We start from the raw sequence: 24,923 nt of genomic DNA on the forward strand, positions 1-24,923 counted from the left end.
GATACCCGATATTCGATTTCGGGCTCCTCGGAAAGCGTTAGGTTGCGATCAGAAATCCTTTTTGTAGCGCACCGTGACATTCGACCCGCCGAACGACCCGGCCTGCGACAACACGCTCAACGCCTTGGTCAGCGACACCTCCAGCTGCGTCGCGGTGAAGCCGCGCGCGTCGGTGATGATCTCGACGTAGATGTTGTTGGTGATGTACTTGCCCGCCGCGAGCGAGGTGCCCTGCCCGGTCGCATCGTTCGCGCCGAGCACGCGCAGCCGGTCGATGCCCGTCGCCGAGCGCAGCTTGCCGAGCGGGTTGAGCCCGCCCCCCGACCCGCGCAGCGAATTGAGCGCGGACGCGAGCTGAATCGCCTGGATCGCCGACAGGTTGGTCACCGAGCTGCCGAACAACAGGCGGCTGAGCACTTCGTCCTGCGGCAAGGCCGGGGTCGAGGTGAACGCGATCTGGGGCTTCTGGCCGGTGCCGGTCACGTTGATCGTGACGTCGACGTCGCTGGTCGTCGTGGTCGCGCTGATGTTGATCTCCGGGTCGGACAACGGTCCACCGTTGAAGCGGATGTCGCCCTTGGTGACCTCGAACCGCTTGCCCGAGAAGGAATAGGTCCCGCGCACCAGTTGCAGCCGACCGAGCACCTGCGGTGCCGCCGACGTGCCGGCGACCCGCATGTCCATCTCCCATTCGGATTCGAGCCCCATGCCCGAGACGAAGAGCTGGTTGTCCGCACGGATCCGGATATCGAGCTTGAACAGCCCGACCGGTGCCTCCGCCGCCGGAGCGCCCGCCGCCTTGACCAGATCGCTCTTGCGGCGGACGCCGGTCAGTTCGGGCACTTCGGCCTGGCCCTGGCGGATGATCTCGTAGCGCGCATTCGGGATGCGGATGTCGCCCTTGATGAGACCGCCGTTCGCCTTGGAGTTGGTCACCGCGATCGTCCCCGTCGCGGTCGCCCCCAGCGCATCGCTCCGTGCGAGCCGCGCGTTGTTGAGCGTCGCGCGAATGTCGATCGGGAAGCCCGAGGCAGCGGCGAAGCCGACCGAGCCCTGCGCCTGTACCGTCCCCTCACCCGCGCGCGCCGAGAGCTGCGTGATCTCGAGCCGGTCGTTGGTGAACCGCCCCGCGATCTTCATCTGGCTGAGCCGCGTTCCATAGACTTCATTGTCATAGGTCAGCGAGTCCGCGCGGATGACGCCGTTGAGCTGCGGCGCATCGACGCGGCCACCAAAGTCGGCGGCGATCGCGATCGGCCCCGACAATTGCTGGCGGCTGAGCCCGGCAAGCGAGAACAGCACGCTCGACGGACCATTGTAGCGGATCCCGCCCGATAGCGGGGCCGCCATCAGACGCGTCGTCCAGTTCGCCCCCGCACCCAGCGGGCGCAACGTCGCGACCATCCGACCGACGGTCGTCCCGCCCCGCTGCACCAGCGCGCGTGCTTCCCCGCCCGCGTCGGTGAGGCCGATCTGGCCGACGACGTCGACCGGATCGGAGACGCTGGCGAGGCTCGAGCGCGTGAAGTTGGCGATGCGGAACTGGCCCGCGATCTTGGGGACCGAGGCACCACGCGGCTGTGCGTAGTCGAGCGACCCCGTCGCCGCACCGCCGAGCCCGAGGTTGGGCACCAGCGCGTTCGCGACCGACAGGTCGAGCTTGTCGAGCCGAAGTTGCGCCGAAAGCCCCGTGCCATAGACTGCCGCAACGCGCGCCGAGCCGTTGTCGAAGTCGATCTTGGTCGGTTGCAGGCGGTAGGTGGCGCCGTCGATATCGATCCGCGCCGGGTTGACGGTGCGGAAGCCGATGCCGTTCGCCTGGCCCTGCAGCGCCGCGAGCCACTGCTTCGGGCTGAGCCGCGCATTGGCGGCGAGTCGGAACGGCACGCCGTTCGACCCCGTCGCGAGCAACTGCGCGGTGCCCGAGCCCCCGACGTAATTGACCTTGGCGCGTGCCGCCGAAATCACCGTCGGACCGTAGCGCAGATCCGCGACCTGCGCGTCCGCGACGACTTGCGGCGTCGGGGTCAAAATGGCGCGGGCGTTAACCAGTGCGCGACCGATCGTGAAGTCGACCAGCCCCGGGATCTTGGCGTTGCTCGCCCGTGCGGCGACATCAACCCGCTGGAACTTGCCCTGCGCGCCGAGCAACGCCGCCCCGCTGATGCCCGATCCGGCGAACGTCACCCGCCCGCCGAACGGACCGGAGGCGAGCTGCTGGACGCGACCCTTGAAGTCGATCCCGGCAAAGCGCGCATTACGGATGTCGACCGTCAGCGGTGCCGCCGGCACGACGTTGAGGTCGGCGGTGAACGGCCCGTAATTGGTCCCGCCCTTGGCGAGGATCAGATACGATGTTCCCGTGCCGCGCACGCGTGCCTCGAGATTGACGAGACCGATGCCCACGCCCGGACGCGGCGCCCGCAGCAGCACGACCGGTTTGGTCGCAGTACCCGTGACCCGAGCGAACAGCGGGCCATATTGGGTGGAATAGGCATCCGCATCGACCGCGAGCGGTCCCTTCGGATCGTACCGCCCCTGCCCGCGCGTGACACGGAACTGCGGTGCGTTGAGCCGCAGGTTGCGGAAGGTGATGATTCCGTTCGGATCATAGCCGACGTCCGCAGTCACCGCGGCGTTGCCGCCGAGGAAGGTGCGCGCGCCTTCGTTGAAGATCTGCGAGGTCCGCGCCGCGACGTGCGCGGTGATGCAGAACCCGCCGGGCATGGTGACGAGCTTGGCGTCGGTCTTGACGCTGACGATCCCGAAGCTCTCGACCCGGTAATCGTTGACCCGGCCGTTGAGCGCGGCGCGGTACATGCCGGTCGCGAGATCGGCGACGATCAGCGCGGTCGCGTCGATCTTGCGCGAACGGATCTTGAGATTGTCCGACAGCACCTTGCCGTTGGCGATCGCGAAGCTGCCGTTGATCGCAACATTGTCGAGCAGGCCACCCGCGGCCGCGTTGAGCCCGGTGACCCGCGCGGCACGCGCCGCGACCGGGATCACGATGTGATCCGCGTTCACGCGCGCAAGACCCGAGGCGTAGAGCTGCTGGACGCGGGTCTCGCCGAAGCCGAGCACGCCTGCGCTGACGACATAATTGACCGTGGGTGTCGCGAACTTGCCGTCGAGCACGACGCGCGCGGTCACGTCGCGCCCGTTGAGATTGGGGAGGATCGCGCCGGGCGTCAGCAGCTTCGCGTCGACCGCGAACTGGCTGAAGGCACTCTGCGCGAGATCGATCAGACCCTTGGCGTTGAGCGCCAGCGCATCCGACTTGAGCGCGATGACGGTATCGATCTTGCGTTCGTTCAAACGCGCGTCGATCGACACGTCGAGCGCGGGCGCGGTGAGGCGCGCGATCGGGTTGGTCGGGGTCGCCTTGTCCTTGGGCGCACCACCGGGATAGAGACCGGGGTTGGTCTTGCCGCGGATCTGAAAGAAGCCGTTATGCGCCTGAAGGTCGAGGTCGGCGAACTGCGCGCCGCCGAGCGACCCGCTCGCCTTGCCGGTCCAGGCCTTCCAGCCTCCCTTGCCCGCAATCGTGAAGTCGAGCGGGGCCTTGAGCCCGCTCATTTCGGCGACCACGCCACGCGCTGGCGCGGTGATCCGCGCGTCGATCCCGAGCCGGTCCGAATCGGGCACCGCGTCGAGCCGCAACCGAAGCTTGTCGCCACCCGCGATGCCGGGGCCGGTCAGCGCATCGACGTCCGCAGTGATCTGCGCGCGCTTGTCCGCGATGTGTGTCGCGCCGTCGATCTTGATGATGTGGGGCGACCCCATCACGGCCTTGCCCAGCACCATCCGGTCCACGGTCAGGCGACCGATATCGATGTCGAGATCGGGGAGGATCGGTGCGTTGGGGTCGGTCGGGGTCGGCTTGAACGCGGGCGAGCGCGTCATCGTGATGAGGTTCGCCTGTGCCGACAGCACGTTGATATGGTTGCGGACGTAATCGAACGGCTTCCAGTCGACCGCGATCCGCGGCGACGACAGGAACACCCCCTGCGGATCGCTGACCCGCACGTCGTTGAGCACCATCTTGCCGTAGATCGATCCCTCGATCCGCCCGACGCGGATGTTGAGCCCGCCCGCGGTCTTATAGTCCCCGATGAAATTGGCGATCACGCGCCGACCCGGCGCGGTATCCAGCCCGGCGACGATCCCCATCGCGAGCAGCCCGAGCACGCCAAGCGTGATCGAGACCCATTTGAAGATCCGCTGCCACAAGGGACGTCGCACAACGACGGTTTCCGGCGCCGCCGAAGGGCCGGTTTCTACTTCCGCCATCAGAAGGCCTGTCCGATCGAGATATACAGCGCGACCTTGCCGTCGCCCTTACGAGGATTGAGCGGGGTTGCGACGTCGACGCGCAACGGCCCGAAATTGGTATAGAAACGTCCGCCAATCCCCGCGCCGAAGCGCAGGTCGGAGCCCTTGGGCAGCACGCTCGTATAGGCGTTCCCGCCGTCGATGAACGGCACGATCCCGTAATTGCCGAAGCGATAGCGCGCCTCGAGTGCGAACTCGTTCAAACTGCGCCCGCCGACCGGATTGCCCTGCGGATCGAGCGGCCCGAGCCGCTGATAGCCATAGCCGCGCACCGACCCGCCGCCGCCGCCATAATAACGCCGCGACGGCGCGAGGTCGTCACGCTCGATCCCGGCGATCGCGCCGGCACGGAGGCGACCCGCGATGACGAACTTCTCGCCGACCGGATAGTAGGCACTCGCCTCGATCAGCGTGCGCGCATAGGGGCTGATCGACCCGCGCACCGACGTCTCGGGGCTGACGCTCAGCTTGAGGCGATAGCCCTTGGTCGGGTTGAGCAGACTGTCCGACCGGTCGAACTGGACCTGACCCGGCAGCGCCGCGATGAAATAGGTCGCGCGCCGACGATCGCCGCGCGCGAAGTCGTAGACGCTTTCGTTCGTGCCGACGACTTCGAACCCGTAGGCGTAGGTGAACTTCTTTTGCCACAACGGCGTGGAGTCATACGAAATCCGGCCCGACAGCGTCGCGGTGAAGGCGTTGAACGCGTCGTAATTGGTGTGGTCGACTGCAGCGGTCAGCGTGACCGTGCGATCGCGCTTGCCTGCGTTCGAGCGGCGGAAGGTCCCGCTCAACCCCTGCTCCTGCGTGCCGCCGACCGCCGTCGCGATCAGCGCGCCCTCGGGCGACCACAGGTTGCGATGCGTGAACGAGCCTTCGACCCGCGCGCCCTGCCCGGTGCTGTACCCGCCGCTGACCGCGAGCGAGCGATATTTGCCGCGCTCCTGCTCGACCAGCAGATTGACCTGCTCGGTCCCGTCGGGGTTGATGTTACCGGTCGGCTTCGGCTCGACCGACACCGTCGAGAACAGCCCCGTCGCGACCAGTGCCGCGCGCAGATCATCGACCTTGCGGTTGTCGTACAGTTCGCCCGCCTGGAAGCGTTGTAATATGCGGACGTGATCGGCCCCGAACGCAAGCCGCCCTTCGGTCGTTACCGTCCCGAACGACGACCGCGCGCCAACCTCGACCGGGAGGGTGTAGTCGCCGGTGCCGACCTGATCGTCGAGCAGGATGTCGCGCTCGCCGACCTTGGCGAAGGGGTATCCGTTCTGCGGCAGCGTCAGCGCGACGTTGGCTTCCGCGCCCTGGATGCGCACCGCCTCGATCGGCTCCCCCACCTTGAGCGGGAGCGCGTCGCGGATCAGCGTCGGCGGAACGGTCGGGCCCGCCTTCACGACGATCGTGCCGAGCTTGTACTGCTTGCCCGGAGTCGCCGAGACGATCGCCTTGACCCGGGTCTTGTCGCTGGGGACGGTCTCGATCGTCGAGACCGCGGTCCCGTCATAATAGCCCAAGCTCTTCATCAGCCGGATCGCGAGCTGCTCGTCCTCGCGCTCGCGCGCCGCGATGACGGTGCCGTTGGGGGCCTTGCCCTTGCCGCCCTTGAGCGCGGACAGGCCGTTGAACTGCCCGGTCAGCTTGAGCGGATCGAGCCCGCGGATCACGGTCTCGTAGCGAATCTCGGGCGCCTTCTCGTCCTTGACCGCGACGTCGACCAGCGGCGCGGTGTCGAAACTCGCAAGCGGAGGAAGCGGCTGGTTTAGGTCGGCGGGGATCGTCGGCGCGGGCGTTGTGGCGACGGGTACGCCCATCACTGCAGGCGATGCTGGCTGCGGCGCAACCGGAACGCCGGTCGTCGTCACCGGCACCGGGATCATCGGTTCGAGCGGGGCATTGATGTCGTTGCTGAGCGGCGGAAGCGCCTTGTCGAACTCCGAATCGGAAACAATCGGCGACTCGGTGGTTTGGCCGATACCCGGGACAGCACCCGGCGCGGCCGTCACCACCGGAGGGGGTGCCTGCTGGAGACTTGCAACCGCGATGGCGAGAAGCCCGCTCGAATACGCCAAAGAAATCAAGAGCTACGCTTCCCCGCTTCACACGAGGGCCGGCTTTTCGGTCCCCCGCTCAGCGTCCCTAACGCATGAATAGGAAATGGTTTCCGAGATTCTGCTCATTCGGCTTTTACGCGTTGGCGATAGGCATGCAGCAACGGCTCGGTATAGCCGTTCGGCTGCGTGATCCCGTCGAAGACGAGCGCGCGCGCCGCTTGTAGCGCAAGGCTTTCGGCGTTCCCGGCCATTGGTCGATATGCCGGGTCGCCCGCATTCTGCGCATCGACCTTCGCCGCCATCCGTTCGAATGCGGCATCGACCTCCGCGCGCGTGGCAACGCCGTGGAGCAGCCAGTTGGCGATATGCTGCGACGAAATCCGCAACGTCGCTCGGTCCTCCATCAGCCCGACGTCATGGATGTCGGGGACCTTGGAGCACCCAACCCCCTGGTCGATCCAGCGCACGACATAACCGAGGATGCCCTGCGCATTGTTGTCGAGCTCGGCGCGAATCTCGTCGGGCGTCCAGTTGCGCCCCTGCGCCGCGACCGGCACGCGCAACAGCAACGCGAGCGACGGGATGTGCTCGTGGGCGATCTTCTTCTGCCGGGCGAACACGTCGACCTTGTGATAATGCATCGCATGGAGCGTCGCCGCGGTCGGCGACGGGACCCAGGCGGTGTTCGCGCCTGCGGTCGGGTGGCCGATCTTCTGCTCCATCATGTCCGCCATCCGGTCGGGCGCGGCCCACATGCCTTTACCGATCTGCGCCTTGCCCGACAGCCCCGCCGCCAGCCCGATGCGGACGTTGCGGTCTTCATACGCCTTGATCCAGTCGCTCCCCTTCATCTCGGCCTTGGGGATCATCGGTCCGGCGTGCATCGCGGTGTGCATCTCGTCCCCGGTCCGATCGAGGAAACCGGTGTTGATGAAGACGATCCGGTCCTTCACCGCCGCGATGCAGGCGGAGAGATTGGCCGATGTGCGGCGTTCCTCGTCCATCACGCCGACCTTGACCGTATGCCGCTCAAGCCCGAGCAGGTCCTCGACCGCGTCGAACAGGCGGTCGGTGAAGCCGCATTCCTCGGGCCCGTGCATCTTGGGCTTCACGATATAGACCGAGCCCGCCCGGCTGTTGCGATAGGAACCCAGCCCACGCAAATCGTAGAGCGCGATCGTGCTGGTGACGATCGCGTCGAGGATTCCCTCGGGTGCTTCGTTCCCATCGGGCAGCCTGATCGCAGGCGTCGTCATCAGATGCCCGACGTTGCGGACGAATAACAGGCTCCGCCCCGGCAGCGTCAGCCCGTCGTCATAGACGCGATCGGGGTTGAGCCGCCGGGTGATCGTCTTGCCGCCCTTGTCGAACGCCTCCTCCAGATCGCCACGCATCAGCCCGAGCCAATTGGCATAGGCTGCGACCTTGTCCTCGGCATCGACCGCCGCGACCGAATCCTCGAGGTCGCAGATCGTAGTCAGCGCGGATTCGAGGATAACGTCGGCGATCCCCGACGGATCGTCGCGACCGATCGGATGGTCGCGGTCGACCACCACCTCGATATGCAGGCCGTTGTTGACGAACAGCCACGAGGCACCCTTGCGCCCGACCAGTTGCTCGGGGTGGCGCAGGTCCGGTTCGTCGCCGCGGAGTTCGTCCCAGCAGCCCGTCGTCAGCGGAACCGCATCGTCAAGGAACGCCTTCGCGGCCTCGACCACCTGCTTCCCGCGCACGGGATCGTATCCCCCGGGGACTGCCATGCCGGGAAGTGCATCGGTGCCGTAATAGGCGTCGTACAGGCTTCCCCAGCGGGCGTTGGCGGCGTTGAGCAGGAAGCGCGCGTTGAGGATCGGGACGACGAGCTGTGGTCCGGCCATCGTCGCGACCTCGGCGTCGACGTTGGTCGTGCCGATCGTGAAGGCGGCGGGTTCGGGAACCAGATAGCCGATCTCGCGCAGGAACGGCTCGTCGACCGCCTCCCCCGAACCATAACGCGCGTCGATCTGCGCCTGGAGCGAGTCGCGGGTCGCGAGCAAGGCGCGGTTCTCGGGAGCGAACCGAACGTAGATGTCCGCGACGCCCTGCCACCAGCCCTCTGCCGCTACGTCGAGGCCGGGGAGCACGCGCGCCTCGATGAAGGCAGCGAGCGGGGCGGCGACCGACAGACCGGCGCGGTCGATCATTTCAGGCATCAACATCCTCCTGGAACCAACGTCTGCCTGGGGAGGGCTTGGGCGACAGGCTTAGGCCAGCCTTGCGGTCCGCTTCAAGCGCGTTCGGGATCGAACGGCGCGGCCGATGTCTCGAGCCGGTCAAGCATCGCGCGGAAGCTCGCGATTTCGGCCCGGGTGAAGCCGGCGAAGACCTGCGCCTCGAGCTCGAGCGCCTTGGGCGCGACATTCTCGTACAGCGTCCGGCCCGCTTCGGTCAGCGACAGCAGGTGCGAGCGCTGATCGCTGGCATTCGGACGACGTTCGACCAGCCCGCGCTCGACCAGCGTCGCGGCGGCGCGGCTGACCGTCACCTTGTCCATCCGCGTCGCGAGGCCAAGCGCCTGCTGCGTCGCGCCCTCGCTCTCGGCGATGATCGCGACCAGCCGCCATTCGGGGATCCGGAGCCCGAACAGCGCCTGATACGTGCTCGCCACCGCCGCCGAGACGCGGTTCGACACAATCGACAGGCGATACGGCAGGAACTGATCGAGCTTGAGCGTTGTCATTGTCCTGCAGGGATAAGGGATGGACCGGCCTTGGCAAGGCCGCTATATCGTTACATCTGAAACCATCTCGGAGCCGATGCGATGACTGCCACCGAAAACCCGATGGGCCTTAACGGCTTCGAATTCGTCGAATTCACCTCGCCCGATCCCGAGGCGATGGCCGACTTGTTCGTCAAGATGGGCTTCACCCATGTCGGCAACCACAAGTCGAAGAACGTCCGCCGTTATGCGCAGGGCGACATCAACTTCCTGCTCAACATGGATGACGCAGGCCAGGTCGCTGGCTTCCGTGATACGCACGGCCCCTCGGCCAATGCGATGGCGTTCCGTGTCGCCGATGGCGACGAGGCGCTGAAAATGGCGGTCGAGCGCGGCGCGGTCGCGGTCAGGGGCGCCGTCGGCCCGGACGAGCTCGATCTCCCCGCGATCGAAGGCATCGGTGGCGCAAACCTGTATCTGGTCGATGAAAAGTCGCGGATTTACGAGACCGACTTCACCCCGGTCGAAGGCGCGGGCGTGGACGACCATAGTGTCGGGCTGCACACGCTCGACCACCTTACGCACAATCTGCAGCGCGGGCGGATGGCCTATTGGGCGGATTATTACGAGCGGATCTTCAACTTCCGCCAGATCCGCTATTTCGACATCGAGGGCCAGTCGACGGGGCTGTTCTCCAAGGCGATGACCGCGCCGGACGACAAGATCCGCATCCCGCTGAACGAAAGCCAGGACGAGCATTCGCAGATCGAGGAGTTCATCAAGGACTATAAGGGCGAAGGCATCCAGCATCTCGCGCTTGCGACCGACGATATCTTCAAGACGGTCGACACGTTGCGCGCGAACGGCGTGCGGTTCCAGACGACCCCGCAGACCTATTTCGATCTGATCGACAAGCGCCTGCCCGGGCACGACCATGACGTCGAGGAAATGCGCAAGCGCGACATCCTGATCGACGGCGCGCCCGAGACGGGTGGCGGTCTGCTGCTGCAGATCTTCACCGAGAATATGGTCGGGCCGATCTTCTTCGAGATCATCCAGCGCAAGGGCAATGACGGCTTTGGCGAGGGGAATTTCAAGGCTTTGTTCGAGAGCATCGAGCTGGACCAGATCCGGCGGGGCGTGGTGCCGGGGGCGGTCGAGGCTTGAGGCTTTTGGGGTGGGCTGTTCTCTGCGAGGCTTCCCCCACCCCAACCCCTCCCCTGAAGGGGAGGGGCTTTTCGGTTGCGCTCTTCTTCTAGCCCCTCCCCTTCAGGGGAGGGTTTGGGGTGGGGCCGTACCGAGCACCGCCCCGAATGGCTGGAGAGCGAAATGACCAACACCATGACCGGCTTCGGCAACCACTTCGCCACCGAAGCCATCCCCGGCGCGCTCCCGATCGGGCGCAACTCGCCGCAGAAGCCCCCCTTCGGCCTCTACGCAGAGCAGCTCAGCGGCAGCGCCTTCACCGCGCCGCGCCATGAGAACAAGCGCTCGTGGCTCTACCGCCTCCGCCCCTCCGCCGCGCATCCGGCCTTCACCCGCTACGCGGGCGCGCCCCTCTTCGCCCCCGGCACCACCGACGACCCCCTCGCCCCCAACCGCCTCCGCTGGGGTCCGCTCGACATGCAGGACGCCGACTGGCTCGACTCGCTCACCACCATGCTCGTCGCGGGCGACGGCCCGAAGACACAGACCGGCGTCGCAATGCACATCTACCGCGCGAACACAGACATGGTGAACCGCGCGTTCGTGTCGGCGGATGGCGAGTTGCTGATCCTGCCGCAACACGGCCGCCTCACGCTCTACACCGAGTTAGGAAGGATCGACCTCGCCCCCGGCGAAGTCGCGATCATCCCGCGCGGCGTGCGCTTCCGCGTCATCCTCCCCGATGGGAGCGCGCGCGGCTATGTCGCGGAGAATCACGGCGCGCCCTTCCGCCTCCCCGACCTCGGGCCGATCGGCGCGAACGGGCTCGCCAATCCGCGCGACTTCGAAACGCCCGTCGCCTGGTATGAGGACGTCGAGGGCGAGTACGAACTCGTCCAGAAATTCCTCGGCAGCCTGTGGACCACTGACCTCGGCCGCTCGCCGCTCGACGTCGTCGCGTGGCACGGCAATTATGCACCGTGCAAATATGATCTCGCGCGGTTCAACACGATCGGCAGCATCAGCTTCGATCATCCCGACCCGTCGATCTTCACGGTGCTCACGTCGCCCAGCGACGTGCCCGGCACCGCCAACGTCGATTTCGTGATCTTCCCGCCGCGCTGGATGGTGGCGGAGGACACGTTCCGCCCGCCGTGGTTCCACCGCAACACGATGAGCGAATGCATGGGGCTGATCACCGGCGCCTATGACGCCAAGGCGGACGGGTTCGTGCCGGGCGCGCTGTCGCTCCACAACCAAATGAGCGGGCACGGCCCCGACGTCGCGACGTGGGACGCGGCGAGCAACGCGCCGCTCGCCCCGCGCAAGATCGACGGCACGATGGCGTTCATGATCGAAAGCCGCTGGGTCTTCACCCCGACCCGATTCGCTGCAGAAACAAGCGCGCTTGACGAAGACTATGACGCTGCCTGGTCTGGCTTTCCCAAAGCACAACTCCCGGATACTTAACTCTTATCAGCACGAATTCGCGGAACTGGCATCTCGCGCGGGAGTCTTGTTGTTCTATGCCTACGCCCCAGACTCCGCTGTTCCCGTGGAAACACCGTGCCCAGCACGACTTCCAGGCCCTGCTCGATGCGCATGTCGCGGAGGCGGACTTCCCCTGCGTCGGCGCCAAGGCGGCGCTGGCGAAGGGGACGCTCTCCGTCCTCGCGTGCGACCGGCTCGACAGCGCGTGGGACGACTTGAGGATCCACGATGGTCTGATGCATTTCGCCGCGGCCTATCGCAAGGATCCGGGGCTGTTCCGCAGCTTCGCGGTGATTTTCGACGGCCCCGACGACCTGAGCGAGCAGGCATTCGAGGCTGCGCTGTGGCAGCGTGTCCAGTCGATCTCGGACAAGGACGTGTGGCGCGGCCAGGGCTATGACGCGACGGTCAGCACCGACCCCGACAGCCCGCATTTCTCGCTGAGCTTCGGCGGCGAGGCGTTCTTCATCGTCGGGCTCCACCCCAATGCCAGCCGCCCCGCGCGGCGGTTCGCGCGGCCGACGATGGTGTTCAACCTCCACGACCAGTTCGAGACGCTTCGCGCGCAGGGCAAATATGAGGGCATGCGCGAGAAGATCCTCACGCGCGACGAAGTGCTGGCAGGTTCGCGCAACCCGATGCTCGCGCGGCACGGCGAGATGAGCGAGGCGCGGCAATATAGCGGGCGTGTCGTCGACGAGGCGTGGGCCTGCCCGTTCCGCTATTCGGGCGCGCCCGAATGAGCCCCGAAGTGGGCAGCGTTGTCGAGATCCCCGAACGCAGCGGAGATGCGTTTCGGTTGACGGCGGGGCAGACGCTGACCGTGATCGACCCGCGTGGGGTGCAGGTGTCCGACCTGCTGGCGTATAACGCCGACGATCTGGCCGAGGTGATCTCGTCGGGGCGGACACTCGATTATGCCGAGACGATCTTTCTGACGACGAACAACATTCTCTATTCCAACCGTTCGCGGCCGATGCTGACGATCATCGCGGACACGGTCGGGCGGCATGATTTCCTGCTGACGCCGTGTTCGTACGACACGTTCCACCATTTTTACCCGGACCTGCCGCCGCATCGCGGGTGCTTCGGCAACCTGGCAGCGGCGCTAGAGCCCTATGGCGTCAAGCCCGACATGATCCCGACCGCGTTCAACTGCTTCATGAACGTGACGGTGGATGGGACGACGGGCAAGCTCGACGTGTTGCCGCCGATCAGCAAGGCGGGCGACCATATCTCGCTGCGCGCGGAGATGGATCTGATCATCGGCCTCACCGCCTGCTCCGCGCCGGCGAGCAACGGCGGGAGTTTTAAGCCGATCCATTACCGGGTGGATTGATATCCCGTAGCGGCTTCCGCCCTTACCACTTCCCCGGCGAAGGCCGGGGCCCAGGAGAGGAACAGAAGATTGCGGGCGACCGGACGCAGTTACCTCCGCCATCGCTCCTGGGCCCCGGCCTTCGCCGGGGAAGGAGAAGGGGATAAGGAAGCGGACGGAAGAAAGAAGAAGCGCCGGTCTGCCCCCTACTTCATCTGCCGCCGCACACTCGTCATCGTCGCCTTGCCATAGGGCGGCTTGAGCCCCGCGAGCTTTGCCACGTCGAGCTTCGCCTGCTTGAACACCGCCTTCGCATGGCTGAACGTCTTGAACCCGTCGAACCCGTGGTACGACCCCATCCCCGACGGCCCGACTCCGCCAAACGGCAGGTCTTCCATCGAGACGTGGAACACCACGTCGTCGATCGTCACCCCGCCCGAGATCGTCCGATCGAGCACGCGGCGCCGCTCGGTCTCGTCCGGCCCGAAATAATAAAGGCCGAGCGGGCGATCGCGCCTGTTGACCTCGTCGATCGCGCTGTCGACGCCGCCCACGTAGCTGCGCACCGGGAGGATCGGGCCGAAGATCTCTTCCTGCATGACAATCATGTCGTCGGTCGCATCGCGGACGATGTGGAGCGGCATTTTCCGCGCGTTGGAGCCCGCGAAGTCTTCGCCGCCGGGATTGACCACCTCGACCGTCGCGCCCTTTGCCCGCGCGTCGGCGACCCAGTCGGCGAGGCGCTGGTGATGCCGGTCGTTGATGATCGCGGTATAGTCCGGGTTGGCGAGCAGCGTCGGATACATGGCCGAAACCGCCGCCTTGAGCCCGTCGACCACCGCCTGCTCCTGCGCTTGCGGGACGAGCATGTAATCGGGCGCGAGGCAGATCTGCCCGGCGTTGAGCATCTTGCCGATCGCGACGCGCTCGGTCGCGCGCGCGATGTCGGCGTCCTTGCCGATGATGACGGGTGACTTGCCGCCGAGCTCGAGCGTCACGGGGGTGAGATTGTCGGCGGCGGCGTGCAGGATGTGCCGGCCGATCCCGGTCGCGCCGGTGAAGATCAGGTGGTCGAACGGCAGTTCGGAGAAGGCCTTGCCCACCTCCGGCCCGCCGCTGAAGAACGCGAGTTCCTCGGGCGCGAAATATTTCGCGCAGACCTGTTCGAACAGCGCGGCGGTGCGCGGGGTGAATTCGCTGGTCTTGACCATCGCGCGGTTGCCCGCGGCGAAGATCCCCGCGATCGGCCCCATCACCAGATTAACCGGGAAATTCCACGGCGCGATCACGCCGACCACGCCCTTGGGCTGATATTCCACCCAAGCGCGCGCGCCGAGCAGCCCGAGCGGGAATTGTACCGATCGCTTGTCGCGCTTCGTCCAGCCGTCGAGCGACCGCAGCGCGTGCTTCAGGGGCGCGATCGAGGACGCGATGTCGGTCAGCATCGACTGTTCGCGACTGCGGTGCCCGAAATCCTCGCTCAACGCGTCGCAAAAAGCATCGGCATTGTCACCGATCATCGCGACCGCACGCTTGAGCCGGTCCTTGCGGGCCTCCAGCGAGACGGGTAATTCCGTATTGAACGCAAGCCGTTGCGCTTTGAGCGTCGCGTCGAGTGTCATTCCCGTCTCCCTAAGCGCAGCCGACCAACCCGGCGACCGGCACCACCACACTGTCCTGCCCCGCACGGTCGAGCTCGAGGATGCCGTCCGACACCACCCCGCCCCCGCTGATCGAGGAGCGAGTCTCGATCCGCATCGTCAGCTTCGCAACAAGCGCGCCGCCGCCATAGGTCGACGTCTCGGCCAGGCCGAAATTGCCGCCGCCCGTCTGTCCGCTGCGTTCGAGATCGGTGATCCGCCCGTCGACCGCGAGCCGCAGCCGCGCCGGGTCCGCGCCCGCCATCGCGATGAAGGCGCGCGTGCCACTGGCGGTCCACAGATACGCAGCGCAGCCCTGCCTCGGCAGGTCCTGCTTGGGGATCGCGCCGAGCGGAAGCCCGTCGACCGCGCTGAGCGGCGCAGGGGTCGGTTGCGGCGCGGGTGTCGCCTGCACGGCGGCGAGCGCGAGGAACAGGAACGCGGTCATGACGCCATGCCTAACAGCATCAGCCACGCCGGGTAAGCCGCGATCGCAAGCAGCGCGCCGAACGGCATCCGGTCGGTCATCGCCACCGACCGTCCGCGCAACGCCCCGATCACCGCGACGCCAAGCCCCGCGAGCGCCGCGAACAGCACCACCGTCGGCAGCATCCGCCACCCGAGCCACAGGCCGATCGCGCCGAGCAACTTGGGATCGCCCCCACCGAGCCCCTCGCGCCCGCGCAACCGTTTGTAGCCAGCGCCGACCGCCCACAACGCGACGAACCCGACCACGCCGCCGATCAACCGCTTGTCGAGCTCGGGCGCAACCCCGAGCGCACCGGTCACCACCCCGCCGACCGCGAGCGTGACGGTCAGCACGTCGGGGAGCCAGAAAGCGACGACGTCGAGCGCGCCGAGGGTCAGCAGAAGCCAGCCGAACACCGCGCCCGCGATCCCGACCGGCCCCGGCACCGCCAGCCCCGCCGCGACGCCGATCAGCAGCGCAGCCAGCTCGATCTGCCAGTGAAGCGGGTCGATCGCCGCGCCACAGCGACGGCACTTGCCGCGTGCGATGAGCGCGCTGAGCAGCGGCACCAGATCGCGCACGGTGAGCGTGGCCCCGCAACCGTCGCACGCCGAGCGCCCGTGCAACACCGAGCGCCCCTCGGGCCAGCGCAGCACGATCGTCGCGATGAAGCTCCCGAAGATCGCGCCGAGACCGCCCAACAGCACCGGCCAGATCCAGTCATCCATGCGTCTCGCCTCGATCGCTGCGGGTCATCGAAGCGCGTCCTATAGTTTGTAAATCTGAGATGTCGGCCCTAGATCGACACCGCTCGTATCCGATCCCCCCACCCGTTCGGGCTGAGCGAAGTCGAAGCCCCTTTCGCACCTCAGACCTGGTCTGTTTGGCAAGGGGCCCTTCGACTGCGCTCAGGGCGAACGGGGGGGATCAGGCGCGCCGCAGCATGTCAAAGATCGCTTCTCTGAGAGGTTTCCCACTATGGCCACCCGTCCCGCAGCCGATCCCGTCGTTATCGTCTCCTACGCCCGCACGCCGATGGGATCGTTCCAGGGTGCGCTGGCGGGGGCGAGCGCGACCGAGCTCGGCGCGACTGCGGTCGGCGGCGCGGTCGAGCGTGCGGGGCTTTCGGGCGACGCGATCGAGCGGATCTACATGGGCTGCGTGCTCCCCGCCGGGCTCGGCCAGGCGCCTGCGCGGCAGGCGGCACTCAAGGCGGGGCTGCCCGACCATATCGAGGCGACAACGATCAACAAGATGTGCGGATCGGGGATGCAGGCGGCGATCCTCGCGGCGGATGCGCTCGCGGCGGGGTCGGCCGATCTGCTGATCGCGGGCGGGATGGAGAGCATGACCAACGCGCCCTATCTCTCGATGCGTCACCGCGGCGGCGCGCGGATCGGGCATGATGTGCTGAAGGACCATATGTTCCTCGACGGGCTCGAGGATGCGTATGAGCCCGGCAAGCTGATGGGCAATTTCGCCGAGGACAGCGCCGCGGCGTACCAGTTCACGCGCCAGCAGATGGACTATTACGCGATCGAATCGCTCCACCGCGCACAACGCGCGCAGACCTCGGGCGCATTCGACCGCGAGATCGTCCCCGTGGAGATCGCCGGGCGCAAGGGGGCGACCACGGTCAGCCTCGACGAGCAGCCTGCCAAGGGCGATGTCGCCAAGATCCCGACGCTCAAGCCCGCTTTCTCGAAGGAAGGCACGATCACCGCGGCGAACGCCTCGTCGATCTCGGACGGTGCCGCCGCGCTAGTGATGACGCGCGCGTCGGTGGCGGAGAAGCTCGGCCTCACCCCGCTCGCACGGATCGTTGCGCATGGCGCGCATGCGCATGCGCCGTCGCTGTTCACGACTGCGCCAGTGTTCGCGATGCGCAAGACGCTCGAAAAGGCAGGCTGGTCCGCCAGTGACATCGACCTGTTCGAGGTCAACGAGGCGTTCGCGGTCGTCGCGATGATCGCGATGCGCGACCTCGACATCGCGCACGACAGGATCAACGTCAACGGCGGTGCCTGCGCGCTCGGCCATCCGATCGGCGCGAGCGGCGCGCGCATTCTTGCGACGCTGCTGTCGGCGCTGGAAGCGCGTGGCGGGAAGCGCGGGCTGGCGTCGCTGTGCATCGGCGGGGGCGAGGCGACCGCGGTGGCAGTGGAGCTGATGTCCTAGGAGCGACAGAAAGCCGCCCGGAACGCACGCAAAAAAAGTCGGAACGCAATGGACGATGATACACACGGCGTTGCCGTTCCGGCCCGGACGGTTCCGTTCCCCAGCTCGATTTCGGCCGAAGCGCGCGCGATGCTCGCACGCGCGGTGCGGGCGGACGGCGTGCCGCTCAATACGCTCCACGTCCTTCCAGACCCGGCGGATCATCCGGCGTGGATCGACCTCAAGACCGCCGCCGACGCCCATTATGCGACGGCGATGGAAGCGCTTGCCGGAACCTTGCGATCGACCGTCGAGACCGTGACGATCGCGGAGACGACCATCCATGTCGCGACGCCGGTTGCAGGACCGGAGGCGACGTTCAAGACGGGGCGCGCCTATATCGACCTGCACGGTGGTGCGCTGGTGTTCGGTGGAGGTCTGGCGTGCCGCGTGGGCGCGCGGATGCAGGCCAACCAGCATGGCATGCGCTGTTATGGCGTCGATTATCGCACGCCGCCCGAACACCCCTTCCCCGCTGCGCTCGACGACTGTCTCGTGGCGTATCGCCATGTCCTGACGCACCACGCCGCCTCCGATATCGTGATCGGGGGGCGGTCGGCGGGGGGCAATCTGGCCATCGCGATGCTGCGCCGCGCGCGGGACGCGGGGTTGCCGATGCCCGCCGGACTGGTGCTGCTGTCGCCACAGGCGGACCTGACCGAATCCGGCGACAGTTTTAGCGTCAACCAGTTGGTCGACGTCGTACTCCCCGGATCGTTGATGGCCACGAGCCGGCTCTACGCGAACGGCGCGGATCTCGCGGACCCCGATCTGTCGCCGCTTTTCGGCGATCTGGCGGGTCTGCCCGCCACCTTGTTGCAGACCGGGACGCGCGATCTGTTCCTGTCGACCACCGTGCGCTTGCACCGGGCGCTCAGACGCGCGGGCGTCGCGGCCGAACTTCATGTGTTCGAGGCGATGCCGCATGGCGGCTTTGGTGGTGACACCCCCGAAGATCGCGACATGCAGGCGGAGGTTGCCCGGTTCGTGTCGGAGCGGTGGCGCTAGTACCGGCCGCCCGTTCGAGGCGGCAAACCGGGGTGGCGGCCGCGACCGTCCTTACAACACCTTCGTGAAATACCGTGCGAACACCGTGTCGTGATACGCGCCGAACGGCGCGCATTCCACGAACCCTGCGCGTTCGTACAGCGCGTGCGCTGCTTCGAACGGGGCGTCCGTGCCCGTCTCCAGGCTGAGCCGACGATACCCCCGCGCCCGCGCTTCCGCGATCAGATGGTCGAGCAGCGCCGCCGCGACGCCCCGCCGCAGGTGCGCGGGCGCGGTCCGCATGGACTTGACCTCGCCCTGCGCGTCGCCGAGCGCCTTGAGCGCGCCCATTCCGAGCAGCGTCCTATCCTCCCACAGCGTCCCCAGCGTGACGGACGGATCGCGCAACCCGCTGACATCCAGCGCATAGACGCTCCCCGGCGGCGAGTTCTCGTGCGCCGAGCGCAAGTGCAGGTCGAGCAGCGCGAGAACGTCGGGATGCGTCAGATCGTCGCGCCGGATCGTCCAGTCCATCACGGGAGCGTTTCGCCCGGTTCGCTGCCCCAGAAGCGCATCTGCTCGACAAAGCCGCCGCGCCCGTGGACGTCGAAATAGCACCAGCCGCCGGAACAGCGGCTCAACCGCCCGACCACGCCGGGCGCCGCGCGCCAGACGATCCGGCCGCCCGCATCCGCGCGGTCGCGGAGTTCGGCGACCTGCCCCGTCACCAGCCCGGTGCGCGTCTCGCTGAGCAGCCCGCCGGTCATCCAGCCCTGCGTACCGTCCGGATCCTCGACCTTATACCATTGGCCGTGTTCGAACACGTCGATCACCTTCACCGGCAGGTCGGCGCGCTGGTACAGCCAGTTCGCGGGATAGCTGCGCGCCGGGCCGCTTCGCATCCGTGCCTTCTTGGCGGAGATCGAGGCGTAGAACGGCGGTTTCTTGTTTGCCATCGCGGCGAACGCAGGCGCAAGCGCCCCTGCGCCGAGCGCGAGCGCCGTCCCCGCGAGCATGATCCTGGCCCCGATGCGCATGCCGTGTTCCCTCGCGTTCATGCGCTCGCTTATCCCAAGTTGCGCGCGCGCTTCAACACCCGTTGACGTTGCGCGGGGGCTCCGCCAAGCCTGTCGCATGGCCGAAACCAGACGTGTCCCCAACCCGCGCGTGGCGGTGACCCGCGAATTGCCCGATGCGGTGATGCAGCGGATGGAGCAATTGTTCGACACCCGAATCCACCGCGGCGCGGCCGCGCTGACTCGCGCAGACCTGGCTGCGGCGATGGCCGACTGCGACGTGCTGGTGCCGACCGTGACCGACGAGATCGACGCCGCGCTGATCGAGGGCGCGGGCCCGAAGCTCAAGCTGATCGCCAATTTCGGCGCTGGCGTGAACCACATCGCGCTGAAAGCAGCGCGGGCGCGCGGCATCCTCGTCACCAACACGCCGGGGGTGCTGACCGAGGATACCGCCGACCTGACGATGGCGCTGATCCTCTCCGTCCCGCGGCGGCTCGCGGAGGGCGAGAAGCTGGTGCGTTCGGGCGCGTGGCAGGGCTGGACCCCGGGCGGGATGCTCGGGCACCGGATCGGCGGCAAGGCGCTCGGCATCCTCGGCATGGGCCGGATCGGCCAGGCGGTCGCGCGGCGCGCGCGCGCGTTCGGGCTGTCGGTGCATTACCATAACCGCCACCGGCTCCCCAAGGTGGTCGAGGCGGAACTGCAGGCGCAATGGCATCCGAACCTCGACGAGATGCTCGGCGCGATCGACCTGCTGACGATCCACACCCCGCGCAACGCCGACAGCGAAGGGCTGATCGATGCGGACCGGATCGCGCTGTTGCGACCACATGTCTACGTCATCAACACGTCGCGCGGCGGGATCGTCGACGAGGATGCGCTGGTCGATGCGCTCGAGAACGGGCGGCTGGCGGGTGCAGGGCTCGACGTGTGGAAGCACGAGCCGCAGATCGACCCGCGGCTGCTCGCGCTGCCCAATGTCGTGATGACGCCGCATATGGGCTCCGCGACGTTCGAGGGGCGGCTGGCGACGGGCGAGAAGGTCATCGCCAACATCCGCATGTGGGCGGACGGGCATCGTCCGCCGGATCAGGTGCTGGAGGGCTGGGCGTAAGGTCGGGGCAGCGCACGCGCCACCCTCGCCCTCCTCAAACCCGCGACGGCGGCACCAGCCGCCACGTCAGCGGCAACCCCTGCCGCCACAATGCCGCCGCGCGCTGGCGTGGTGACAGGTCTTCGGTCATCGCGACGATCTCCCGATGCGACAGCCCCGAGCGATGACAGAAATACGGCCGCTGCGGCACGCGCGCGAAGTAACTGAAGAACAGGGCTGCGCGGTCCTGCGCGGTCGCGGGCTTGCCGCGATGGAAGAAGCGCGCGGTATCCGCGAAGACCGCAGTCCCCGCTGGGCCGGTGCAGGCGATCGGCTCCGCGCCGAGGATGCGCCCGTCGCGCATGACCTCGTCGGCATCGCGCAGGTAGAACAGGTCGCGCGGCCCGGTTTCATAGGACAGCGGCTCGGCCACCGGCACCAGTTCGAACGGGCCACTCTCCGCGTCGACGTCGGTCAGATAGACCGCGAGCTTGATCATCCGCCGGTCCTCGCGGTCGCGATGCCATTTGCGGGTCGACACCGCGCGGCCGTCCGCCACGGTATATTGCAGGATCACGCCGTCATACGCGACCGGCAGCCCGATATACGTCTCCACCAGATCGAGCAGCGCGTCCTGCAATCCGAAGCGATACAGATCGGGGTGTGCGGCGATGTCGGCGGCGGGAACCTGGAGGAACTGGACGCCGCTGCGCGCCTGTTCGCGCAACGGCTCGGCCCAGACGTCGGCGAGTGCCGTGGCCTGTTGCAACAAGCGCCCCGCACCTGACAGCGCGAGCGCGGACAGGTCGGCCTGCGCCACGCCCTGCCGCGCCACGGTGTCGACGATTTCGGATTGCCATGGCGCAAGATCGGGAAGCTGCGGCCGATATCGGTCGAGCGCGGTGTGATAGTGCCGGTCGCGCGCCGAATGGATTGGCCGCACCTGTGCGAGATCGGACGCGATCCGCCACGGCACCGCCCCTGCGCGACGCTTCAACCCTCGCATCACGTCCATATCGCTACGCCCCACTGGCCGGACGGCACGATCGAAAGACCGTCCCGATGTGGCAAATATCCCTAGCGCCCCCGCATCGTAATGGACCGTTACGGCCAGATTTACCAGAAGCGCCGCGCCATGAATTCGGGTGAGCGCCGCAGTCCGTTCGTTTTTCGCGGCGGGGGGGCGATCAAGACCGGGCGTTGTTTCGTTCCGGGGATCAGGATAATAGCGCGAGAGACGCACAGGCTCGGGGGTTCAGCAGCATGACGGTTCCGCCACCACCGCCGATCATCGCCGTCACATCACCGGCAAACCCGCGCGTGGTCGAAATCGAGCGATTCGCCCCCGGACCTGTAACCTGTGATGGGAAAGCGCTCGCCGGTGCTGTGCTGGTCGCCCCGATGCCGAACGTTGTCTCGCGATTCCGTCCGGCCAGCCCCTCCCAGCCGCTGCCGGTCCTCCGCTACGTCTTCACGATCGCCGCAAACGGCCAGCCCGGTACGATCCGGCCGGACGCGTCTCCCGCCGAGCCCCTCTTCTATCTCGACCGGAGCGATCTCGCGCCGTCCATCGCTGCGTCGCGCTTCGCGGCGGGGCAGCGGCGCACGTGTGCCGTCGATTTCGCGACCAGCCTGACCCCGGTTGCCGATGTCCCGCTCCAGACGCTGTACGCGCTGGCCAGTCGGCCCGGACCGCTCGCCGCGCCGCCCGAGGTCTATGACCGGATCCGCCCGAGCGGATCGACCTGCGTGCGCGGACCCGGGCAATTTCGTGCGCTCAACAATCCTGCGTTCGAGACGATCGCGGTGCCGCCGGGGGACTGGGCGTGGGCGTTCTTCGCGTTCGACGTCATGCCCGATGGAACCCCGCGCAACGTCCGCCTGCTCGGGTCGTCCGGGACCACCGCGCTCGACCGCGCGGGCGAGCACGCGCTGGCGCGCAACCGCTACGCGCCGGGCACCGCGCGCATCGGTTGCCTCTATCATTACTTCCGCGTCGGCAGTCGCCCCGCGGTGCCGGCGGACTTTCCCGCGGATACGCCACCCGGCACCGACGACACGATCCCCGCCTGCCGGATCGACCCGAAGACGATTTCCGGGCTGCTGTCCGGCCAGGCCTATCCCAGGGCATTCCAGCGACGGCGGATCGAGGGCGTCGCGGCAGTGCGCTACGATACCGCGCCGTGGGGTGCGATCGGGAACGTCCGGGTGCTGGCGTCCGAACCCGCAGCGGCCTTCGGCGAAACCGCGGTCGCCGCGTTGACGAGCGCTGCGGTCCTGCCAAGTGAGACCGGGTATCGCGGCTGCGTGACCCGGGTCCGCTTCCGCCTCCCCGCCGGGACTCACCACGGCTGAGCACTCCTCAGCGGGAGTGGAAGAAGTCGTACAGTTGCTGCGCAACCGCCGCGCTCACGCCGGGGGCGCGCTGGAGATCGTCGAGGCTTGCGTTGCGGACCGCGCGCGCGGTGCCGAAGTGCATCAGCAACGCCTTCTTCCGCGCCGGGCCGATGCCGGGCACGTCGTCGAGCGGCGACGCACCGATCGCCTTCGCGCGCTTCGCGCGGTGCGCGCCGATCGCGAAACGGTGGACCTCGTCGCGCAGCCGCTGGAGGTAGAACAGCACCGGCGCATTGACCGGCAACTGGAACTCGCGCCCGTCGAGCATGTGGAACACCTCGCGCCCGTCGCGCCCGTGGTGCGGCCCCTTGGCGATCCCGACGAGGACGACGTCCTCGATCCCGAGTTCCTCGAGCACGCCCTTCACCGCATTGAGCTGCCCGCGCCCGCCGTCGATCAGCACGAGATCGGGCCAGTCGCCCGAATCCCGATCGGGATCGTCCGCCTGCGCGCGGGCGAAGCGCCGCCCGAACACCTCGCGCATCATTCCGAAATCGTCGCCCGGGATGGTGTCGGGGTTCTTGATGTTGAACTTGCGATACTGGCCCTTGCGGAACCCCTCCGGCCCCGCGACGACCATCGCGCCGAGCGCGTTGGTGCCCTGGATATGGCTGTTGTCGTACACCTCGATCCGGTCGGGCGGTTCGGGCAGGTCGAACAACTCGGCGACCTCGCGCAGCAGCTTCGCTTGCGTGGTGCTTTCGGCGAGCCGACGGTCGAGCGCTTCCTCGGCGTTGCGCTTGGCCTGTTCGAGCAGTTTGCGGCGCGTGCCCCGCTGCGGCATCGACAGCGCGACCTTGAACCCCGCCTGCGCGCCGAGCGCCTCGCCGAGCAACTCGGCTTCGGTCAGGTCGCGGTCGAGCAGGATCGTGCGCGGGGGCGGCACCTCCTCGTAGAATTGCGCGAGGAAGCCGGTGAAGATCTCGTCCTCGGGCACGTCGGCGGTGTGCGCGGGGAAGAAGCTGCGGTGGCCCCAGTTCTGCCCGCCACGGATGAAGAACGCCTGGATTCCGATCACACCGTTCTTGCACGCCATCGCGAAGATGTCGGCATCGCCCAGCCCCTCTGCGTTGATCGCCTGGCTGCCCTGGATGAAGGTCAGCGCACGAAGCCGATCGCGGATGATCGCGGCGAGCTCGAAATCCATGTTCTCGGCAGCGGTCTGCATCTGCGCGCCGAGCTTGGCCTGAACCTCGGTCGATTTGCCCGCAAGGAACGCCTTGGCGTCCGCGACGAGCTCGGCATAGCCCTCGGTGTCGATCCGCCCGACGCACGGCGCGGAGCAGCGCTTGATCTGGTAGAGCAGGCACGGCCGGTCGCGGTTCTTGAAGAAGCCGTCGGTGCAGCTTCGCAACAGGAACAGCTTCTGGAGCGCGTTGAGCGTGTTGTTGACCGAGCCTGCGCTCGCGAACGGGCCGTAGTAATTGCCCTTGGCGCGGCGCGCGCCGCGGTGCTTCTGGATGCGCGGAAAATCATGATCGGCGCGCAACAGGATGAACGGGAAGCTTTTGTCGTCGCGCAGCAGCACGTTGTACGCCGGGCGATAGCGCTTGATCAGCTGCGCTTCGAGCAGCAGCGCCTCCGCCTCGTTGTTGGTCGTGACGATCATCATCGAGCGCGTCTGCGCGACCATCCGCTGGAGCCGCTTGGTCAGCCGGTCGACCTGCGTGTAGTTGGTCACGCGGTTCTTGAGCGCGCGCGCCTTGCCGACGTAAAGCACCTCACCGCGTGCATCGAGCATGCGATACACGCCCGGCCGTATCGGCAGCGTTGCCAGCACGTTGCGGATCGCCGCGACGCCCGCCTCGATATCGGGCGCGTCGCTGCCGCGGACGGTGAAGGTGGCCTTGTCTTCGTTGAAGCGGGTCGGGGCATTGGGATCGGACATTACCGACGATCTAGGGATTCCCGCGGGGGGATGCCACGGTTTCGTTGGCTATGAGAGCTCACTCTTACCCACCGTTCGTTTCGACCGTAGTCGAGAAACCTGCGCGGTGCCGGGTTTCTCGACTACGCTCGAAACGACTGGCACCCCGTTGCGCTACGCTCAAGCACATTG

At 67.2% G+C, this 24,923-nt stretch carries 19 protein-coding genes; 8 read left to right on the plus strand and 11 right to left on the minus strand.

Annotated features, from left to right (window positions below; all coding sequences use genetic code 11):
- Window positions 1–48: 48 nt before the first annotated feature.
- The 4 genes from RI03_RS11860 to RI03_RS11875 all read right to left on the minus strand — a co-directional run bounded on the left by RI03_RS11860 (window position 49) and on the right by RI03_RS11875 (window position 9,108).
- Window positions 49–4,293 (minus strand): translocation/assembly module TamB domain-containing protein, encoded by a 4,245-nt coding sequence (locus RI03_RS11860; protein WP_010217583.1) that lies wholly within the window; start codon window positions 4,291–4,293, stop codon window positions 49–51.
- Window positions 4,293–6,407: an autotransporter assembly complex protein TamA gene (locus tag RI03_RS11865; RefSeq protein WP_010217584.1), complete on the minus strand. Its 2,115-nt coding sequence runs from the start codon at window positions 6,405–6,407 to the stop codon at window positions 4,293–4,295. Before RI03_RS11865 ends, RI03_RS11860 begins: the two co-directional genes overlap by 1 nt.
- 104 nt (window positions 6,408–6,511) lie before the next feature.
- Entirely contained in the window at window positions 6,512–8,581 is a 2,070-nt protein-coding gene (locus RI03_RS11870; protein ID WP_010217585.1) for a malate synthase G, read from the minus strand.
- A gap of 74 nt (window positions 8,582–8,655) precedes the next feature.
- Window positions 8,656–9,108, minus strand: a complete 453-nt coding sequence (locus tag RI03_RS11875; protein ID WP_010217586.1) for a MarR family winged helix-turn-helix transcriptional regulator — start codon at window positions 9,106–9,108, stop codon at window positions 8,656–8,658.
- Window positions 9,109–9,189: 81 nt separating this feature from the next.
- Here RI03_RS11875 and hppD point away from each other — a divergent pair, with 81 nt between their 5' ends.
- From hppD to RI03_RS11895, 4 genes are all read left to right on the plus strand, one after another.
- Complete coding sequence (gene hppD, locus RI03_RS11880; RefSeq protein WP_010217587.1) at window positions 9,190–10,254, plus strand: 4-hydroxyphenylpyruvate dioxygenase; 1,065 nt, start codon at window positions 9,190–9,192, stop codon at window positions 10,252–10,254.
- 162 nt (window positions 10,255–10,416) lie between these two features.
- A complete protein-coding gene (gene hmgA / locus RI03_RS11885) occupies window positions 10,417–11,703 on the plus strand; it encodes a homogentisate 1,2-dioxygenase (protein WP_010217588.1) in 1,287 nt (428 codons plus the stop codon).
- A gap of 56 nt (window positions 11,704–11,759) precedes the next feature.
- Entirely contained in the window at window positions 11,760–12,467 is a 708-nt protein-coding gene (gntA, locus tag RI03_RS11890; protein ID WP_010217590.1) for a guanitoxin biosynthesis heme-dependent pre-guanitoxin N-hydroxylase GntA, read from the plus strand.
- Window positions 12,464–13,063, plus strand: coding sequence for a DUF1989 domain-containing protein (locus RI03_RS11895; protein WP_010217593.1), 600 nt, complete (start codon window positions 12,464–12,466; stop codon window positions 13,061–13,063). The genes gntA and RI03_RS11895 overlap by 4 nt, the downstream gene beginning before the upstream one ends.
- Window positions 13,064–13,248: 185 nt before the next feature.
- Here the strand turns inward: RI03_RS11895 and RI03_RS11900 are convergent, their stop codons facing one another.
- From RI03_RS11900 to RI03_RS11910, 3 genes are read right to left on the minus strand one after another with little or no spacing between them, the layout of a single operon-like run.
- On the minus strand, window positions 13,249–14,664 hold the full coding sequence (locus tag RI03_RS11900) for a coniferyl aldehyde dehydrogenase (protein ID WP_010217599.1): 1,416 nt from the start codon (window positions 14,662–14,664) through the stop codon (window positions 13,249–13,251).
- Between the two features lie 10 nt (window positions 14,665–14,674).
- Window positions 14,675–15,130 (minus strand): hypothetical protein, encoded by a 456-nt coding sequence (locus RI03_RS11905; protein WP_010217601.1) that lies wholly within the window; start codon window positions 15,128–15,130, stop codon window positions 14,675–14,677.
- Window positions 15,127–15,879 (minus strand): prepilin peptidase, encoded by a 753-nt coding sequence (locus RI03_RS11910; RefSeq protein ID WP_010217603.1) that lies wholly within the window; start codon window positions 15,877–15,879, stop codon window positions 15,127–15,129. Before RI03_RS11910 ends, RI03_RS11905 begins: the two co-directional genes overlap by 4 nt.
- Before the next feature lie 250 nt (window positions 15,880–16,129).
- Between RI03_RS11910 and RI03_RS11915 the strand changes: the two genes are divergently transcribed.
- Entirely contained in the window at window positions 16,130–17,329 is a 1,200-nt protein-coding gene (locus tag RI03_RS11915; protein WP_010217605.1) for an acetyl-CoA C-acyltransferase, read from the plus strand.
- A 48-nt stretch (window positions 17,330–17,377) separates the two neighbouring features.
- Window positions 17,378–18,376 carry an alpha/beta hydrolase gene (locus RI03_RS11920; RefSeq protein WP_010217607.1) on the plus strand — a complete coding sequence of 333 codons (999 nt, stop codon included), beginning with the start codon at window positions 17,378–17,380 and terminating at the stop codon, window positions 18,374–18,376.
- Window positions 18,377–18,427: 51 nt separating this feature from the next.
- Here the strand turns inward: RI03_RS11920 and RI03_RS11925 are convergent, their stop codons facing one another.
- Together RI03_RS11925 and RI03_RS11930 are read right to left on the minus strand one after the other, a co-directional pair.
- Window positions 18,428–18,889 carry a GNAT family N-acetyltransferase gene (locus RI03_RS11925; RefSeq protein WP_010217610.1) on the minus strand — a complete coding sequence of 154 codons (462 nt, stop codon included), beginning with the start codon at window positions 18,887–18,889 and terminating at the stop codon, window positions 18,428–18,430.
- On the minus strand, window positions 18,889–19,392 hold the full coding sequence (locus RI03_RS11930; protein ID WP_010164393.1) for an SH3 domain-containing protein: 504 nt from the start codon (window positions 19,390–19,392) through the stop codon (window positions 18,889–18,891). The genes RI03_RS11925 and RI03_RS11930 overlap by 1 nt, the downstream gene beginning before the upstream one ends.
- A 97-nt stretch (window positions 19,393–19,489) precedes the next feature.
- Between RI03_RS11930 and RI03_RS11935 the strand changes: the two genes are divergently transcribed.
- Window positions 19,490–20,488, plus strand: coding sequence for a 2-hydroxyacid dehydrogenase (locus tag RI03_RS11935; protein ID WP_010217612.1), 999 nt, complete (start codon window positions 19,490–19,492; stop codon window positions 20,486–20,488).
- A 34-nt stretch (window positions 20,489–20,522) separates the two neighbouring features.
- On the opposite strand, the gene RI03_RS11940 is transcribed toward RI03_RS11935, so the two are convergent.
- Window positions 20,523–21,482: a phytanoyl-CoA dioxygenase family protein gene (locus RI03_RS11940; RefSeq protein ID WP_232283548.1), complete on the minus strand. Its 960-nt coding sequence runs from the start codon at window positions 21,480–21,482 to the stop codon at window positions 20,523–20,525.
- A 386-nt stretch (window positions 21,483–21,868) separates the two neighbouring features.
- Here RI03_RS11940 and RI03_RS11945 point away from each other — a divergent pair, with 386 nt between their 5' ends.
- Window positions 21,869–22,822, plus strand: coding sequence for an energy transducer TonB (locus RI03_RS11945; protein ID WP_238542353.1), 954 nt, complete (start codon window positions 21,869–21,871; stop codon window positions 22,820–22,822).
- Between the two features lie 7 nt (window positions 22,823–22,829).
- Here the strand turns inward: RI03_RS11945 and uvrC are convergent, their stop codons facing one another.
- The gene (gene uvrC, locus RI03_RS11950) at window positions 22,830–24,752 is read right to left on the minus strand and encodes an excinuclease ABC subunit UvrC (RefSeq protein ID WP_010217616.1); all 1,923 of its coding nucleotides are present in this window, start codon (window positions 24,750–24,752) and stop codon (window positions 22,830–22,832) included.
- Between the last annotated feature and the right edge of the window lie 171 nt (window positions 24,753–24,923).

It is taken from the genome of Sphingomonas sp. PAMC 26621, assembly GCF_000251145.1.
Classification (GTDB): Bacteria; Pseudomonadota; Alphaproteobacteria; order Sphingomonadales; family Sphingomonadaceae; genus Sphingomonas.

Bases quoted from the DNA above. Each gene is read 5' to 3' on its own strand.
- RI03_RS11860 (WP_010217583.1), bottom strand. From the start codon at position 4,293: ATGGCGGAAGTAGAAACCGGCCCTTCGGCGGCGCCGGAAACCGTCGTT.
- RI03_RS11870 (WP_010217585.1), bottom strand. From the start codon at position 8,581: ATGCCTGAAATGATCGACCGCGCCGGTCTGTCGGTCGCCGCCCCGCTC.
- RI03_RS11875 (WP_010217586.1), bottom strand. From the start codon at position 9,108: ATGACAACGCTCAAGCTCGATCAGTTCCTGCCGTATCGCCTGTCGATT.
- hppD (WP_010217587.1), top strand. From the start codon at position 9,190: ATGACTGCCACCGAAAACCCGATGGGCCTTAACGGCTTCGAATTCGTC.
- hmgA (WP_010217588.1), top strand. From the start codon at position 10,417: ATGACCAACACCATGACCGGCTTCGGCAACCACTTCGCCACCGAAGCC.
- gntA (WP_010217590.1), top strand. From the start codon at position 11,760: ATGCCTACGCCCCAGACTCCGCTGTTCCCGTGGAAACACCGTGCCCAG.
- RI03_RS11895 (WP_010217593.1), top strand. From the start codon at position 12,464: ATGAGCCCCGAAGTGGGCAGCGTTGTCGAGATCCCCGAACGCAGCGGA.
- RI03_RS11900 (WP_010217599.1), bottom strand. From the start codon at position 14,664: ATGACACTCGACGCGACGCTCAAAGCGCAACGGCTTGCGTTCAATACG.
- RI03_RS11905 (WP_010217601.1), bottom strand. From the start codon at position 15,130: ATGACCGCGTTCCTGTTCCTCGCGCTCGCCGCCGTGCAGGCGACACCC.
- RI03_RS11910 (WP_010217603.1), bottom strand. From the start codon at position 15,879: ATGGATGACTGGATCTGGCCGGTGCTGTTGGGCGGTCTCGGCGCGATC.
- RI03_RS11915 (WP_010217605.1), top strand. From the start codon at position 16,130: ATGGCCACCCGTCCCGCAGCCGATCCCGTCGTTATCGTCTCCTACGCC.
- RI03_RS11920 (WP_010217607.1), top strand. From the start codon at position 17,378: ATGGACGATGATACACACGGCGTTGCCGTTCCGGCCCGGACGGTTCCG.
- RI03_RS11925 (WP_010217610.1), bottom strand. From the start codon at position 18,889: ATGGACTGGACGATCCGGCGCGACGATCTGACGCATCCCGACGTTCTC.
- RI03_RS11930 (WP_010164393.1), bottom strand. From the start codon at position 19,392: ATGCGCATCGGGGCCAGGATCATGCTCGCGGGGACGGCGCTCGCGCTC.
- RI03_RS11935 (WP_010217612.1), top strand. From the start codon at position 19,490: ATGGCCGAAACCAGACGTGTCCCCAACCCGCGCGTGGCGGTGACCCGC.
- RI03_RS11940 (WP_232283548.1), bottom strand. From the start codon at position 21,482: ATGGACGTGATGCGAGGGTTGAAGCGTCGCGCAGGGGCGGTGCCGTGG.
- RI03_RS11945 (WP_238542353.1), top strand. From the start codon at position 21,869: ATGCCGAACGTTGTCTCGCGATTCCGTCCGGCCAGCCCCTCCCAGCCG.
- uvrC (WP_010217616.1), bottom strand. From the start codon at position 24,752: ATGTCCGATCCCAATGCCCCGACCCGCTTCAACGAAGACAAGGCCACC.